The following is a 14,060-nucleotide window of genomic DNA, read 5'->3' as shown; positions in this document are numbered from 1 at the left end:
GGGGCCTTTGACCAAGTCTTTGGCAAGCGGTCCGGGGGTTAGCCACTCAAAAGGGGTCTCATTTTGCAGATCAAACGCGCATCCGCTCGATGACACACCGTTTCGGCCCCTAGGATTCCACCTATCACCTCACCGGTCTCATTCGACAGGAACCCCATGAGCGACACTTCCCCCTACGGCTTCGAGCTTGTGCGGCGTGGATACGACCGCGCTCAGGTGGACGAACGTATCTCCAAGCTCGTCTCCGACCGTGACAGCGCTCTCGCCCGCATCACCGCTCTGGAAAAGCGCATCGAAGAGCTCCACCTCGAGACGCAGAACGCCCAGGCCCAGATCACCGACGCCGAGCCGTCGTACGCGGGTCTCGGCGCGCGCGTGGAGAAGATCCTCCGCCTCGCCGAGGAAGAGGCGAAGGACCTGCGCGAGGAGGCCCGGCGCGCGGCCGAGCAGCACCGTGAGCTCGCCGAGTCGGCGGCCCAGCAGGTGCGCAACGACGCCGAGTCGTACTCGGCGGAGCGCAAGGCGAAGGCCGAGGACGAGGGCCTGCGGATCGTCGAGAAGGCCAAGAGTGACGCTTCCCAGCTGCGCAGCGAGGCGCAGAAGGACGCGCAGTCCAAGCGTGAGGAGGCGGACGCCCTCTTCGAGGAGACCCGCGCCAAGGCAGCGCAGGCCGCCGCCGACTTCGAGACGAACCTCGCCAAGCGCCGCGAGCAGTCCGAGCGCGACCTGGCCTCCCGTCAGGCCAAGGCCGAGAAGCGCCTCGCCGAGATCGAGCACCGCGCGGAGCAGCTGCGCCTGGAGGCGGAGAAGCTGCGCACGGACGCCGAGCGCCGTGCCCGCCAGACGGTGGAGACGGCCCAGCGCCAGGCCGAGGACATCGTGGCCGACGCCAACGCCAAGGCCGACCGCATCCGTTCGGAATCCGAGCGCGAGCTGGCCGCCCTCACCAACCGCCGCGACAGCATCAACGCCCAGCTGACGAACGTCCGCGAGATGCTCGCGACGCTCACGGGCGCCGCGGTGGCCGCCGCCGGCACGCCGGCCGAGGACGAGCCGATCTCCCGTGGGGTCCCGGCGCAGCAGTCCCGGTAACACGCGGGCATACGGAGTCTGAATCTCCGCAAAGCCCTCTGCCGCTCGGGTGGCAGAGGGCTTTGCCACGTTCTAGCGTGGCGGCATGATTGAGCTGGAGGGGCTGACCAAGCGTTACGGCGAGAAGGTGGCGGTCAACAACCTGTCCTTCACCGTGAGACCGGGCATCGTCACCGGCTTCCTCGGGCCGAACGGCGCGGGCAAGTCCACGACCATGCGGATGATCCTGGGACTCGACCACCCGACCGCCGGCGACGTCCGTATCGACGGCAAGCACTACCAGCAGCTCAAGGACCCGCTCACCTACATCGGCGCCCTGCTGGAGGCCAAGGCCTGGCACGGCGGGCGCACCGCCTACAACCATCTGCTGTGCCTCGCGCACAGCAACGGCATTCCGCGCAGCCGCGTCCGGGACGTGCTGGAGACGGTGGGGCTGACGGCGGTCGCGAGGAAGAAGACCAAGGGCTTCTCGATGGGCATGGGGCAGCGGCTCGGCATCGCGGCCGCGCTGCTGGGCGACCCACGGATCCTGATGTTCGACGAGCCGGTCAACGGCCTGGACCCCGAGGGCATCCACTGGATCCGCACCCTGATGAAATCGCTCGCCGCGCAGGGCCGGACGGTGTTCGTCTCCTCCCATCTGATGAGCGAGATGGCCCTGACGGCCGAGCACCTCGTCGTCATCGGACAGGGCAGGCTGCTCGCGGACACCTCCATGGCGGACTTCATCGACCGCAACTCACGCAGTTACGTCCGGGTCCGCAGTCCGCAGCGGGAGCGGCTGCTCGACGTGCTGCACCAGGCCGGGATCGTGGCCGTGGAGAGCGGCGGCGGGGTGCTGGAGGTGGACGGCGGCAAGGCCGAGCAGATCGGCGAACTGGCGGCGCAGCACCGGATCACACTGCACGAGCTCAGCCCGCAACAGGCCTCGCTGGAGGAGGCGTTCATGCAGCTGACCGCGGAGTCGGTGGAATACCACGCACACAGTGGAACGAGCCCGGCGAGTCCCGAGCCGGCGCGGCAGCAGTGGGGCGACGGCTGGAAGAAGGGCTGAGCATGGCGACGACACAGGTCGTACGGTCGGAGTGGACCAAGATCCGGTCGGTGGCGTCCACGGTGTGGACACTCTCGTTGGTGGTGGTCGTGACGGTCGCCCTCGGCATGCTGATCTCGGCCCTGTCGAAGAGCGAGTTCGACTCGATGAACGCGCAGGACAGGGCCGAGTTCGACCCGACGTTCATCAGCTTCGCGGGGATGAGTCTCGGTCAGCTCGCCATGATCGTCTTCGGGGTGCTGGTCGTGTCGAACGAGTACAGCACCGGCATGATCCGCACCTCGCTGGCCGCGGTGCCACAGCGCGGCGCCTTCCTGTTCAGCAAGATCGCGGTCGCCGGGGGGCTCGCCCTGCTGGTCGGCCTCGTCACCAGCTTCGCCGCCTTCTTCCTGGGGCAGGCGATGCTGGGCTCGCACCGGGCGGAGATCGGCGACCCGGGGGTGCTGCGGGCGGTGTTCGGCGGCGGCCTCTACATGGCGCTGATCGCGCTGTTCTCCATGAGTGTCGCCGCGATGCTGCGCTCGCCGATGCTGTCGCTGGGCATCCTGATGCCGTTCTTCTTCCTGATCTCCAACATCCTGGGCAACGTCGACGCGACGAAGAAGGTCGGCCGGTTTCTTCCCGACCAGGCCGGCAGCAAGATCATGCAGGTGGTCACGCCGATCGACGACGACACTCCGTACGGGCCGTGGGGCGGCCTGGGGATCATGGGGTTGTGGGTCCTCGCGGCGCTCGTGGGCGGTTATGTGCTGCTGAAGAAGCGCGATGCCTAGGGGGGGGCGGGCTCGGCCTGACCTTTTACCTCCTCTTGGGCGGAACCGTCAGCGCCTCGATATCCTCCTAACCCTTACGGGGGCGTGTGCCCCGCTGTCCTGAACCTTGCGATGGGTGCGGAGCATGATCGAAGCAGTCGGCCTGACGAAGCGCTACGGCGACAAGACCGCTGTGTACAACCTTTCCTTCCAGGTACGGCCCGGGGCCGTCACCGGCTTCCTCGGGCCGAACGGCTCGGGCAAGTCGACGACGATGCGGATGATCCTCGGCCTGGACAACCCGACGGCCGGGCATGTGACGATCGGCGGCTATCCGTACCGCAGGCTGCCCAACGCCGCCCGCCAGGTCGGCGCGCTGCTGGACGCCAAGGCGGTGCACGGCGGCCGGTCCGCCCGCAATCACCTGCTGTCCCTGGCCCAGCTGTCGGGCATCCCGGCCCGGCGGGTCGACGAGGTGCTCGGGGTCGTCGGTCTGCAGGACGTGGCCAAGAAGCGGTCCAAGGGCTTCTCCCTCGGCATGGGCCAGCGGCTCGGCATCGCCGCCGCGCTGCTCGGCGACCCGCAGGTGCTGCTGTTCGACGAGCCGGTCAACGGCCTCGACCCCGAGGGCATCCTCTGGGTGCGCAACCTGATGAAGGCGCTGGCGGCGGAGGGCCGTACGGTCTTCGTCTCCTCCCACCTGATGAGTGAGATGGCGCTGACCGCCGACCACCTCATCGTCATCGGGCGCGGTCAGCTGCTCGCCGACATGAGCGTGACCGCGTTCATCTCGGCGAACTCCGCGGACTTCGCGCGCGTGCGGACACCGGACAGTGAGCCGCAGCAGCGCGAGAAGCTGTCGGCCGCGCTCACCGAGTCGGGCGGGCACGTCATGCCCGAGCAGGACGGCGCGCTGCGCGTGACCGGGCTGCCGCTCCCCCGCATCAGCGACATCGCGCACGACCACGACGTACGGCTGTGGGAACTGTCGCCGCACCAGGCCTCCCTGGAGGAGGCGTACATGCGGATGACGCAGGGCGCCGTCGACTACCGCTCGACGATCGACCAGAAGGAAGGGTTCCAGCAGCCGCTGCCGCCCGGCGCGCAGCCGCCGATGCCGGTACCCGGTCAGGGCCAGCCGGGCTGGTACGCCCCGCCGCCGCCCCAGCAGGGCGGCCAGCCGTTCCCGGCTTCGCCGCAGGGCGCACCGGGCCAGGCTCCGGCGGGCCCGTACGGCGCCCCGGGGGCCCCCAGCGCCGCTCCGAGCGCCCCTGGCGAGGGAACGCCCAACCCGTACGCCCAGCCGGCGCCCCAGGCGCCACAGGGCGCCGCGCGGGTTCCCGCGGCCCCCGCCGCCCAGCCGGCCCCCGCGCAGCCCGCCCCGGCGCCGCCGGCGCCCTCCGCCGCCCCGACCTCCGACCTGACCAAGCCCGAGGACGCCCGATGAGCAGCCCCCAGTCCCAGACGCCGCAGGCCGCGCCCGCCTGGCAGGCGGCGCCCGGTTCCGCCCCGTACGCCGGCAGCCCCGGCTACACCTCGCCGATCCCGGTCGTGCGCACGCACCTCGGCAACGCCATCGCCTCCGAGTGGACGAAGATCAGGTCGGTGCGCTCCACGATGTGGACGCTCGGTGTGTTCGTCCTGCTCGTCATCGGCATCGGCACGCTGACCGGCGTGGTGGTGGCCAACTCCGACCCGGCCCTGGGCGGCGAGAGCCCCCTCGGGCTGGGCTTCTTCGGGCTGTTGCTGGGCAGCATGTGCATCATCACGCTAGGCGTGCTGACCACGGCCTCGGAGTACGGCACCGGCATGATCCGCACCACGATGGTCGCGTGCCCGAGCCGGGGCAGGGTGCTGGCGGCGAAGGCCGTGGTGTTCTTCCTGACCGCGTTCGTCGTGACGCTGGTGTCCGCGTCCCTCGTCGCCTTCCTGCACGTGGCGATGCTGGAGGGCGACGGCGCCAAGTCGCCCTCCGGCGGCGAGTGGCTGAAGGGCACGGTCGGCATCTCGCTCTACATCGCGCTGCTGGGCCTGCTCTCGCTTCTCATCGGCTCGATGATCAGGCACTCGGCCGGCGCCATCACGATCATGATCGGCGCCGTGCTGGCCCCGCTGGTGATCGCGCTGTTCATGTTCTCGGAGTCGCTGCAGGGTGTGCGCGACGCCCTGTTCGAGTACTCGATCCCGAACCAGCTCAGCGTCTTCTACGCCAACTCCCTCAGCCAGTCCGGCCCGTCCGGCTGGGACCCGCTGTGGGTCATCCTCGGCGCCACGGCCGTCGCGTTCGCCGGCGCCTTCGCGCTGCTGGAGAAGCGGGACGTCTGAGTCGGCTCAGAATCTCGGCGCGTTACGGGACCGCTGCACCCCCGGGGTGCGGCGGTCCCGCGCGTTCCAGCAGGCCTTGTGCCAGTGTCTGCGGTCGTCGACGCCCGTGTGCTCGGCCCAGGCCACCACGTGCGGCACCCCGTCCGGGATCAGCTGGTCGCAGCCGGGGCAGCGGTAGGACTTGCCCTGCGCGCTCGCGCCGGCCACGTGCCGCACACTCCAGTTCTCGCCCTGCCAGTTCTCCGAGGACTGCCAGCCGCCGTAGCGGCCGGAGCGGTCGTCCTCCGCGCTCCGGCCGGACGAAGCGGCGCCCTTGAGTCGGTTGCGACGCGGGGACACGGGACACCTCTCGGGGCTATACAGGAAGCACGGGCGGCGTCCAGCCTACGCGGCGCGCAGAGGGGTACGCGTAACGCACCAAACGCCACAAGTCCTGCGCGGGCGCGACGCACCCGCCCCGCGTGCTCTCCCCCGGGCTCCCGGCGGAACGCCCCATTCTGCAGACAATCCGCAAAATACTCCGCCCGGCCGTGTCCTCGGCACGTGTCAGACGGTTATGCGCTGTGGGGGAGCTCCGCGTCGGAGCCAAGGAAGCAGGAAAGCAATGCGCGTTGGAAGTTTCGTGTTGGCGGCCCAGTTCCCCGGCCAGGGCGAGGGAGAGGCGCTGCACCGCGCTGTCCGCTCGGCCGAGGTGGCCGAGGAGGCCGGGCTCGACGCGGTCTGGCTGGCGGAGCACCACTTCGTGCCGTACGGCACCTGCCCGTCGGCCATCACCCTGGCCGCCTTACTGCTGGGCCGCACCCGCCGCATCCGGGTCGGCACGGCGGTCAGCGTCCTGCCCACCGTCCACCCCGTGGCCCTCGGCGAACAGGCGGCGCTGCTGCACCACACGAGCGGCGGCCGTTTCACGCTCGGCGTCGGGCGCGGCGGCCCATGGGTCGACCTGGAGGTGTTCGGCGCCGGTCTGGAGGCGTACGAGAAGGGATTCCCGGAGTCCCTGGAGCTTCTGGTGCGGTGGCTGCGCGAGGCCTCCGTGGCGGCGGACGGGGAGCGCTTCCGCTTCCGTGAAGTCCCGGTGGTGCCCCGGCCGTCGGAGGCTCTGACCGAGGCCGCGGGCCCTGAGCTGGTCGTCGCCTGCACCTCGCCGTCGAGTGTGCGGCTGGCAGCCGAGCGGGGACTGTCGATGCTGCTCGGAATGCACGTGGGGGACGAGGAGAAGGCCGAGATGATCGCGCTGTGGCGGCAGCACGCGCGGGCCTGCGGCCGGCCGCAGGAGGAGATCCTGGGCGCGTCCCATGTGTCGGCCGGCGTCTGCCAGATCGCGGACCGGCGGGTCGACGCGGCGGAGACGCTGATGAAGGCGATGCCGGGCTGGCTGAAGCAGGGCCTGGAGGCCCATGTCACGGTCGACGGGCGCACACGCCGGATGCGCGACCCGCTGGCGTACACCGAACTGCTCTGCGGGCTGCATCCGGTGGGCACCCCGCGGCTGTGCGCGGACCGGCTGGCGGCGACCAGCGAGCGGACGGGCATCTCGCGCTTCGCGCTGCTCGTCGAGGGCTCCGGGGACCTGGCGGCGACCGAGGAGAACGTGCGGCGGCTCGGCGCCGAGGTGCTCCCCCAACTCGGGTGAGAGCCCGGTGGGTTCCTGGGGCTTGCCGCTCCGGTACAGAGCTGCACCTCCCGCGTACGGAGCGGCAAGCAAGCGGCGCCGCGTCAGCAGTCCCGGAACTCGGGTGACTGGTTGAGCACCTGGCTGCGGACCGAGGTGAAGCGGCCCAGCTTCTCGTCGACCGAGGAGTCAAGCGGGAACACGGCCACCCGGTGGCAGTTCTGGAAAGCCAGCCGCACACCGAAGTGCCGTTGCAGCGCGCCGCGTATCGCGTCACTCGCAAGCGCACGCAGCAGCTGGCCGCGTGCCTGCTCGTCCGGCGGGGGCGTCTGGTTGTCGGCGAACGCGCCGCCGTCCACCTTCAGCTGGGCCACCAGTGAGCTGATCATCTCCCACGCATAAGGCAGGGAGGTCCGGACGCAGTCGACGAATTCCGCTTCGTCGACCTCGCCTCGCTCGGCCTGTTCGAGTAGGGCCGGTGAGACGTCGAGCGACATGAGTTCTCCTCTCGCACCCCCGATGAGCAGGGGTTGCCGGACAGATAGGGGGAGTTCGCGATACCGGACACGCTGCGTACACGCCTCGCGACCTCCCGTTCATACGGTAAGCAACGGACGGTGACGGCACCAGGAAAATGCGCAGATGAGACACTCCCGCTGAGCACACCGTGCACACAATCGGCCATTACCGAACACGTGTTTTCCAGGGCGAATCGCGTCGACAGGCGCCCGTCGAGTAGCGTTGCCGACCATGCGTCTCGTCATTGCCCGCTGCTCCGTGGACTACGCCGGGCGGCTCACCGCCCACCTTCCCTCGGCCCCGCGCCTGATCCTGGTGAAGGCGGACGGCAGCGTCTCGATCCACGCCGACGACCGGGCCTACAAGCCCCTGAACTGGATGTCGCCGCCCTGCACCCTGAAGGAGGGCACCGGCGAGGAAGAGGGCGTCTGGACCGTCGTCAACAAGGCGGGCGAGAAGCTCATCATCACGATGGAAGAAGTCCTCCACGACTCCTCGCACGAACTGGGCGTCGATCCCGGCCTGATCAAGGACGGCGTGGAAGCGCACCTCCAGGAGCTGCTCGCCGACCGCATCGAGACACTCGGCGAGGGCTACACGCTGATCCGCCGCGAGTACCCGACGGCCATCGGGCCGGTCGACATCCTGTGCCGGGACGCCGACGGCAAGACCGTCGCGGTGGAGATCAAGCGGCGCGGTGAGATCGACGGCGTGGAGCAGCTCACGCGCTATCTGGAGCTGCTGAACCGCGATCCCCACCTCTCCCCGGTGCGCGGTGTCTTCGCTGCCCAGGAGATCAAGCCCCAGGCCCGCGTCCTCGCCACCGACCGCGGCATCGGCTGTCAGGTCCTCGACTACGACGCGCTGCGGGGCATCGAGGACGACAAGCTGCGGCTGTTCTGACAGCCGTACGACGACGAACAGGGCCGGGTCCGCGGAACGGACCCGGCCCTGTTCGTCTGTACGGGTGTCAGATCACCGTCTCCGGGCCGCTCGGCGTACCCGTGGTGCTCTGCGACGCGCTCGCCGTGGTGCTTGTGGGAGCGCTCGGCGCCGGACCGCTGGCCGAGTCGGAGGTGGACGGGCTGGTCGTCGGTGGTGTGGTCGTCGGTGTGGCCGTTCCAGGGTCCGACGGCGTGGGCGTCGGCGACGACGGGGTCGGGCTCGTCGGCGGCTTGGTCGAGGACGACGGCGGCTTGGGCGAGCTCGGCCTCGGAGAGGACGGCGGCTTCGAGGACGACGGCGGCTTCGACGGCGACGCGGACGTGCTCGGGTCCTGCGAACCGCTCGGGGAGTCCGAGGGCGTCGGGTCGTCCGAGGTGCCGGGTGTGCCGTCCGGGCCCGGGTCCGTCGGGCTGGGGGCCGCCCCGCCGTTGTTCCCGTCGCCGTCGCCGTCGCCGGCCGGCCGGTCGGCGCCGAGGCTGCCGTCGTTGATGCCCTGGCTGGCGGACGGGTTGACGCCGACCCGGTCGGACGGCGGGTTCGGGTCCTTGTCGGAGGTGGCGCCGAGCGTCACCACCGTGCCCAGGACCGCGACGAGCAGGGCACCGGAGCCGGCCGCCACGAGGTTGCGCCGGGCCAGGCCCTTGAGGCCGCCCCGCGTCCCTCGGGAGGGCGCGGGCGAGCTGCGGTGCGTGACCAGCGCCGGGGAGGACGGCTGCTGGAGCCTCGGGAAGGCCGCCGAAACGCCGCCGGGCGGGGACGCCGACTCCTCGCCACGGGCGTCGGGCACCTCCTCCCCCGCGGTCGGCCCGAGCCCGATGGGCGTGCCCGAGCGGTCGGCGACCAGGGCCAGGGCACGGCGGCCGGCGACGGTCCCGCGCTTGTCGGCCAGGGCGCCGCGCAGGCCGATGGAGGCCTCCAGTTCGGCGCGGGCCCGGTCGAGCTGTCCCCCGCACAGGGCGAGGACACCGATCTCGTGGTGGAAGTACGCCTCTTCGCCGACGTCCCCGGCGAGCCGGGCGGCCTCGGCGCCGGCCCGCAGGGCCCGCTCCCAGGCGCTCCAGTGCAGTCCGGCGGCGAACGCGGGGGCGGCGGTGCGGGCCAGGTGGACGGCCGCGCTCTCCTCGTCCTCGGCGGGCGGGCGGGTGGCCGGTCCGAGGACGGCCAGGGCGGCGAGCACCGCGTCGGCCTCGGCGCACACGCGCTCGGGGGTGACCGAGGGGTGCCCGGCCCACCAGGAGTAGTGCTGGGCGGCGCTGCGGGCACCGGCCTCGGCCTCCTCGGCGTACCCGGCGGCCTCCAGCTGGGCCGGTACGCCGGCCGCGAGGCGGTAGCGGGAGCCGACCGGCGAGACCAGACCGCAGGCGGCCAGTTCGCCGAGGGCGGCGTCCGCGTGCGTGTCACCGACCAGGGCGGGCAGGTGCGCCTGGTGCGGGACCTCGCCGCCCAGGGCGACGGCGAACCGCAGGGTGGCACGGGCCGAGGCGCTCAGCCGGGAGGCGAGCAGCGGCGCGGGCGCGGCGGCCTCGCCGAGCGCGGGCAGCGGCACGTCGTCACCGAGGTCGTGGGCGTCGGCGGGGTCGGCCGGAGGCACGTCCTCGAAGACGCCGAACTCGTCGACGGCGCTGGTGCCGGCGCGCAGCCGGTCGCGCTGCCGCAGCAGGGCGCCGGCCTGGACGAAGCGCAGCGGCAGGCCCTCGGACTCGAACCAGAGGTCGCCCGCCCAGTTGGACTCGTCCTCGGTGAGGGTCCGGCCGACGGCGTGTTCCAGCAGGTCGAGCCCGGCCGCGCGCTCCAGTCCGCCGAGGGCGACCTCCTCGACGCCGGAGTCGGCGGAGGGGGCGGGCACGTCCGGCGTGGCGCCGAGCAGGAAGGCGCACTCGGGGGTGGCCCGCAGCAGCTCGTCGAGCGCGGCGCCGCCGAACTCCAGGTCGTCGACGACGACGACCGCGCCGATCTCACGCACGTAGGTGAGCAGTTCGTCCCGGTCGGGGCGGTGCAGTGGGGCGCTGTACACCGCGTGGAACAGGTCGTACAGCAGGTCGCCCGAGGTGCGCCCGAAGCCGTTGAGGCGGACGACGCCGTCGGGGGCGAGGTCGGAACAGTCCTCGGCGACGAGGTCGAGGAGGCGGGTCCGGCCGGAGCCGGCCGCGCCGGTGAGGCGCGTGGAGCGGCCGCGGGCGAGCAGGCGCACCAGGCTCTCGCGTTCGTCCTGGCGGGCCAGCAGCGGCAGGACGGGCAGCGCGGGTCCGGGCGGGACGGGCGGGCTGGCCGCGCGCTCGGCCTCGGCGCGCTCGGCCGCGGTGAGCTTCACGGGCCGGGCGGGTCGTTCGGCGGGCGGGCAGGCCTCTATCTCACTGCCGTCGACGGGGTTGACGGTCAGCAGGAAGTCGCCGGAGACGAGCTGCACCGTGCGGGCGAGCGCCGGCGCGTGCTGCGCGAAGTCGGGTGTGAGGGATTCCCTGGAAGGGCGCTGGCGCGGCGCGGGGCCGTCACCTTCGTGGCCGTACTCCTCGGGTCCCTGGTTGTCAGGATCCATAGGTCAAGCCCCCCAAAAGCGTGTGTGTGCTCGGAAAAGCCCCTCCCGGCCTTGCTGCACACCGCGCTGTCGCTTCTGGTCCGGTCCCGCCGAAGGGTGTCAAGGCAGCGGGCAGCCGAACCCTAAACCTTCGCACAGTATCTACGACAGTCCGGGGTACCGCGCCGTCCGTAACGTCACGGTCTCGTGAGGATTGTGCGCGTCGCACGATGCGACGACGTGCGTCCGGGTCTCCCCGGTCGCCCGCCTCACACCCGTACGAGGCGTCACACGCGGGGAAGGGTCTCCACCCCGATGCCCCCCTCGATCGCCAGGATCCGGTGCAGGCGGGTGGCCACCAGCAGGCGCTGCATCTGCGGCGGTACTCCGCGCAGCACCAGGCGCCGGCCGCAGCGGCCGGCCCGCCGGTGGGCTCCCATGATCACGCCCAGTCCGGTGGCGTCCCAGGAGTCCAGTTCGGACAGGTCCAGCACCAGATCGCCGACTCCGTCGTCGACGGCCGAGTGCAGGACCGTACGGGCGTCCGCCGCGCTCCGGACGTCGAGGCGGCCCCCGACGACCAGCTCGGCGTGGTCGCCCCTGATGTGCATATGCGCTCCCCGTGCGTGCGAATCGTGCTCCGCGTTCTGGATGTGGGTGATGCAACCTCTGACTGTGTGGAGGAGTCAGAGGTTGCTTCTTGTAAGCGAACCGATACCGAATTCACCCTGGCGTGTGATGGGCCCGGGGCATGTGCGGTTTCAGTGCTTGTAGAAGCCCTGCCCGCTCTTGCGTCCGATGTCACCGGCGTCAACCATCCGGCGCATCGACTCGGGAGCCGCGAACTTCTCGTCCTGGGACTCGGTGTAGATGTTGTTCGTGGCGTGCAGCAGGATGTCGACGCCGGTCATATCCGCCGTCGCCAGCGGGCCCATGGCGTGGCCGAAGCCCAGCTTGCAGGCGAGGTCGATGTCCTCGGCGCTGGCCACGCCCGACTCCTGCAGCTTGGCGGCCTCGACGACCAGGGCGCAGATGAGACGGGTCGTCACGAAGCCGGCGACGTCCCGGTTGACGACGATGCAGGTCTTGCCGACCGACTCGGCGAACCGCCGGGCCGTGGCGAGGGTTTCGTCGCTGGTCTTGTAGCCGCGGACGAGTTCGCACAGCTGCATCAGCGGCACCGGCGAGAAGAAGTGCGTGCCGACGACCCGCTCCGGGCGCTCGGTGGCCGCCGCGATCTTGGTGATCGGAATGGCGGAGGTGTTGGACGCGAGGATCGCGTCGTCCTTCACGATCTTGTCGAGCGTGCGGAAGATCTCGTGCTTGACCTCGAGCTTCTCGAACACGGCCTCGACGACGACGTCCGCGTCGGCCGCGGCGTCCAGGTCGGTGGTCGCGGTGATGCGGGCCAGGGCGGCATCGGCGTCGTGCGCCTCCAGCCTGCCCTTGGCGACGAACTTGTCGTACGACGCCTTGATGCCGTCGGTGCCCCGCGTCAGTGCTTCGTCGGTGACGTCACGCAGGACCACCTCCCAGCCCGCCTGAGCGGAGACCTGGGCGATGCCGGCTCCCATGAGGCCGGCCCCGATGACGGCGAGCTTCCCTGCCACTGTGCGACTCCCCTGACGCGCTGCTTATGTCTGCCTCTCGGGCGGACACTAGCGTTCGTGAGGCGGCGTGCGCCTGACTTAGTAACGCGTTTCACGTCTCACGGAGTGAGACCCCTGTCACGTCCCATATTTCCTTGCTTTTTACGCCGGTTGGCGCCTCACGGACCGGCCTGCGCCGGGGTGTCGACGCCCCGCGACCCGCGTGGGTGCGGGCCGTGGTCCGGTTCGCCCGCCGCAGGTGAGGAGGTGAGTCCCTGACACCTACGTCTAGATTGGCCACATGGTCAATCTGACGCGCATCTACACCAGGACCGGCGACCAGGGCACCACCGCCCTCGGCGACATGAGCCGGGTCGCCAAGACCGACCTGCGGATCTCCGCGTACGCCGACGCCAACGAGGCGAACGCGGTGATCGGCACGGCGATCGCGCTGGGCGGTCTCGACGAGGAGGTCGTCGCGGTTCTCACCCGCGTCCAGAACGACCTGTTCGACGTGGGTGCGGACCTGTCCACGCCGGTGGTGGAGAACCCGGAGTTCCCGCCCCTGCGGGTCGAGCAGTTCTACATCGACAAGCTCGAGGCGGACTGCGACCACTTCAACGGGCAGCTGGAGAAGCTCCGCTCCTTCATCCTCCCCGGCGGCACCCCCGGCGCGGCCCTGCTCCACCAGGCCTGCACCGTCGTACGCCGGGCGGAGCGCTCGACGTGGTCCGCCCTGGAGGTTCACGCCGAGACGATGAACCCCCTGACGGCGACCTACCTCAACCGCCTCTCCGACCTCCTGTTCATCCTCGCGAGGACGGCGAACAAGGAGGCCGGGGACGTGCTGTGGGTACCGGGCGGGGAGCGTTAGTTCTTGCCGCGCGCCTCCTGCCACAGGCCGGAGGCGACCAGCACGCCACCGACGCACATCATCACGACGCCGACCTTCGTGAGGGTGACGACGGGGACCTCCACATCGCCGGTGAACAGCCACAGTCCGAGGCCGATCACGAAGGTGACGATCCCCTCCACCAGATTTCCGCGGGCCTTGCTCACCGCTGCACCCTCTCCTTCTCCAGCCGCGCCTCCGGCTCCCCCGCGGGAGCGCGCCGCGGCCAGATCGCATAGCTCAGCGCGATCAGGCCGTGGATCCCGGCCGTGCGCCAGGCCACCCAGCGCCAGCTCTCCAGGGACGTGACGCGACTCGGGTCGTCCACGTACCAGATGGCGAGCTGGAGAAGCACGGTCGCGACGACGGCGCCCACCAGCGTGCCCAGCCAGACCTTGCCCTCGTGACGCGCCCGGGCCATGCCGTAGCGGGGCGGGCCGATCGGCTTCGGGGCGCCGCCCAGCCGGTGGGCGGCGTGGCCGTCCAGCCACTTCACCGTGCGGTGGCCGTGCCCGATGGTGTAGCCGATGTACAGCGCGGCCAGGCCGTGCGTCCAGTTCGGCTCGGCACCGTTCTTCAAATCCAGCGCGGTGGCGACCAGCAGGACGACTTCCAGCAGCGGCTCGCACAGCAACAGCGCCAGCCCCGTACGCGGCATGCGCAGCAGGTAGCGGACGGACAGCCCGGCCGTCAGCAGCACCCAGAAGCCGATCTCGCAGGCTGCGATCAAGGCGACGATCACGGTTCGCTCCTCTCGGTCACCTT

Annotated in this window: 15 protein-coding genes; 8 read left to right on the top strand and 7 right to left on the bottom strand. The window is 71.0% G+C overall.

Going from position 1 to position 14,060, the window contains the following annotated elements:
- The first annotated feature begins 156 nt into the window (after positions 1 to 156).
- From ACFY9S_RS21915 to ACFY9S_RS21895, 5 genes are all read left to right on the top strand, one after another.
- The gene (locus ACFY9S_RS21915; protein ID WP_031140747.1) at positions 157 to 1,092 is read left to right on the top strand and encodes a cellulose-binding protein; all 936 of its coding nucleotides are present in this window, start codon (positions 157 to 159) and stop codon (positions 1,090 to 1,092) included.
- 85 nt (positions 1,093 to 1,177) lie between these two features.
- On the top strand, positions 1,178 to 2,146 hold the full coding sequence (locus ACFY9S_RS21910; protein ID WP_391131079.1) for an ATP-binding cassette domain-containing protein: 969 nt from the start codon (positions 1,178 to 1,180) through the stop codon (positions 2,144 to 2,146).
- Positions 2,147 to 2,148: 2 nt separating this feature from the next.
- Positions 2,149 to 2,919, top strand: a complete 771-nt coding sequence (locus ACFY9S_RS21905) for an ABC transporter permease (protein ID WP_391131076.1) — start codon at positions 2,149 to 2,151, stop codon at positions 2,917 to 2,919.
- 124 nt (positions 2,920 to 3,043) lie between these two features.
- A complete protein-coding gene (locus tag ACFY9S_RS21900) occupies positions 3,044 to 4,345 on the top strand; it encodes an ATP-binding cassette domain-containing protein (RefSeq protein ID WP_391131073.1) in 1,302 nt (433 codons plus the stop codon).
- Entirely contained in the window at positions 4,342 to 5,223 is an 882-nt protein-coding gene (locus ACFY9S_RS21895; RefSeq protein ID WP_391131070.1) for an ABC transporter permease, read from the top strand. The genes ACFY9S_RS21900 and ACFY9S_RS21895 overlap by 4 nt, the downstream gene beginning before the upstream one ends.
- Before the next feature lie 6 nt (positions 5,224 to 5,229).
- Here the strand turns inward: ACFY9S_RS21895 and ACFY9S_RS21890 are convergent, their stop codons facing one another.
- Entirely contained in the window at positions 5,230 to 5,562 is a 333-nt protein-coding gene (locus ACFY9S_RS21890; protein ID WP_391131067.1) for an ATP/GTP-binding protein, read from the bottom strand.
- Positions 5,563 to 5,827: 265 nt separating this feature from the next.
- On the opposite strand from ACFY9S_RS21890, the gene ACFY9S_RS21885 reads away from it, so the two are divergent.
- Positions 5,828 to 6,856 (top strand): LLM class flavin-dependent oxidoreductase, encoded by a 1,029-nt coding sequence (locus tag ACFY9S_RS21885; RefSeq protein ID WP_391131064.1) that lies wholly within the window; start codon positions 5,828 to 5,830, stop codon positions 6,854 to 6,856.
- 83 nt (positions 6,857 to 6,939) lie between these two features.
- Here ACFY9S_RS21885 and ACFY9S_RS21880 read toward each other — a convergent pair whose 3' ends face one another.
- Positions 6,940 to 7,332, bottom strand: coding sequence for an SCO5389 family protein (locus ACFY9S_RS21880; RefSeq protein WP_030246492.1), 393 nt, complete (start codon positions 7,330 to 7,332; stop codon positions 6,940 to 6,942).
- 253 nt (positions 7,333 to 7,585) lie between these two features.
- Between ACFY9S_RS21880 and nucS the strand changes: the two genes are divergently transcribed.
- Positions 7,586 to 8,257, top strand: coding sequence for an endonuclease NucS (nucS, locus tag ACFY9S_RS21875; RefSeq protein ID WP_180989840.1), 672 nt, complete (start codon positions 7,586 to 7,588; stop codon positions 8,255 to 8,257).
- A 67-nt stretch (positions 8,258 to 8,324) separates the two neighbouring features.
- On the opposite strand, the gene ACFY9S_RS21870 is transcribed toward nucS, so the two are convergent.
- The 3 genes from ACFY9S_RS21870 to ACFY9S_RS21860 form a co-directional block, all read right to left on the bottom strand.
- Positions 8,325 to 10,835 (bottom strand): ATP-binding protein, encoded by a 2,511-nt coding sequence (locus tag ACFY9S_RS21870; RefSeq protein ID WP_391131060.1) that lies wholly within the window; start codon positions 10,833 to 10,835, stop codon positions 8,325 to 8,327.
- A 266-nt stretch (positions 10,836 to 11,101) separates the two neighbouring features.
- A complete protein-coding gene (locus ACFY9S_RS21865) occupies positions 11,102 to 11,425 on the bottom strand; it encodes an STAS domain-containing protein (RefSeq protein WP_003993003.1) in 324 nt (107 codons plus the stop codon).
- Positions 11,426 to 11,575: 150 nt separating this feature from the next.
- The gene (locus ACFY9S_RS21860; protein ID WP_391131057.1) at positions 11,576 to 12,424 is read right to left on the bottom strand and encodes a 3-hydroxyacyl-CoA dehydrogenase NAD-binding domain-containing protein; all 849 of its coding nucleotides are present in this window, start codon (positions 12,422 to 12,424) and stop codon (positions 11,576 to 11,578) included.
- A 280-nt stretch (positions 12,425 to 12,704) separates the two neighbouring features.
- Between ACFY9S_RS21860 and ACFY9S_RS21855 the strand changes: the two genes are divergently transcribed.
- Entirely contained in the window at positions 12,705 to 13,277 is a 573-nt protein-coding gene (locus ACFY9S_RS21855; RefSeq protein ID WP_391131054.1) for a cob(I)yrinic acid a,c-diamide adenosyltransferase, read from the top strand.
- Here ACFY9S_RS21855 and ACFY9S_RS21850 read toward each other — a convergent pair.
- Positions 13,274 to 13,462, bottom strand: coding sequence for a DUF5708 family protein (locus tag ACFY9S_RS21850; RefSeq protein ID WP_391131051.1), 189 nt, complete (start codon positions 13,460 to 13,462; stop codon positions 13,274 to 13,276). The two genes, ACFY9S_RS21855 and ACFY9S_RS21850, sit on opposite strands and share 4 nt — an antisense overlap.
- A complete protein-coding gene (locus ACFY9S_RS21845; RefSeq protein ID WP_391131048.1) occupies positions 13,459 to 14,037 on the bottom strand; it encodes a hypothetical protein in 579 nt (192 codons plus the stop codon). The genes ACFY9S_RS21850 and ACFY9S_RS21845 overlap by 4 nt, the downstream gene beginning before the upstream one ends.
- Positions 14,038 to 14,060 lie beyond the last annotated feature (23 nt).

This window comes from Streptomyces sp. NPDC012474 (assembly GCF_042955185.1).
In the GTDB taxonomy this organism is placed as follows: Bacteria; Actinomycetota; Actinomycetes; order Streptomycetales; family Streptomycetaceae; genus Streptomyces; species Streptomyces cahuitamycinicus.
Note: the sequence above shows the minus strand (reverse complement) of the source record. Positions and strands in the feature narration are given on the sequence as shown.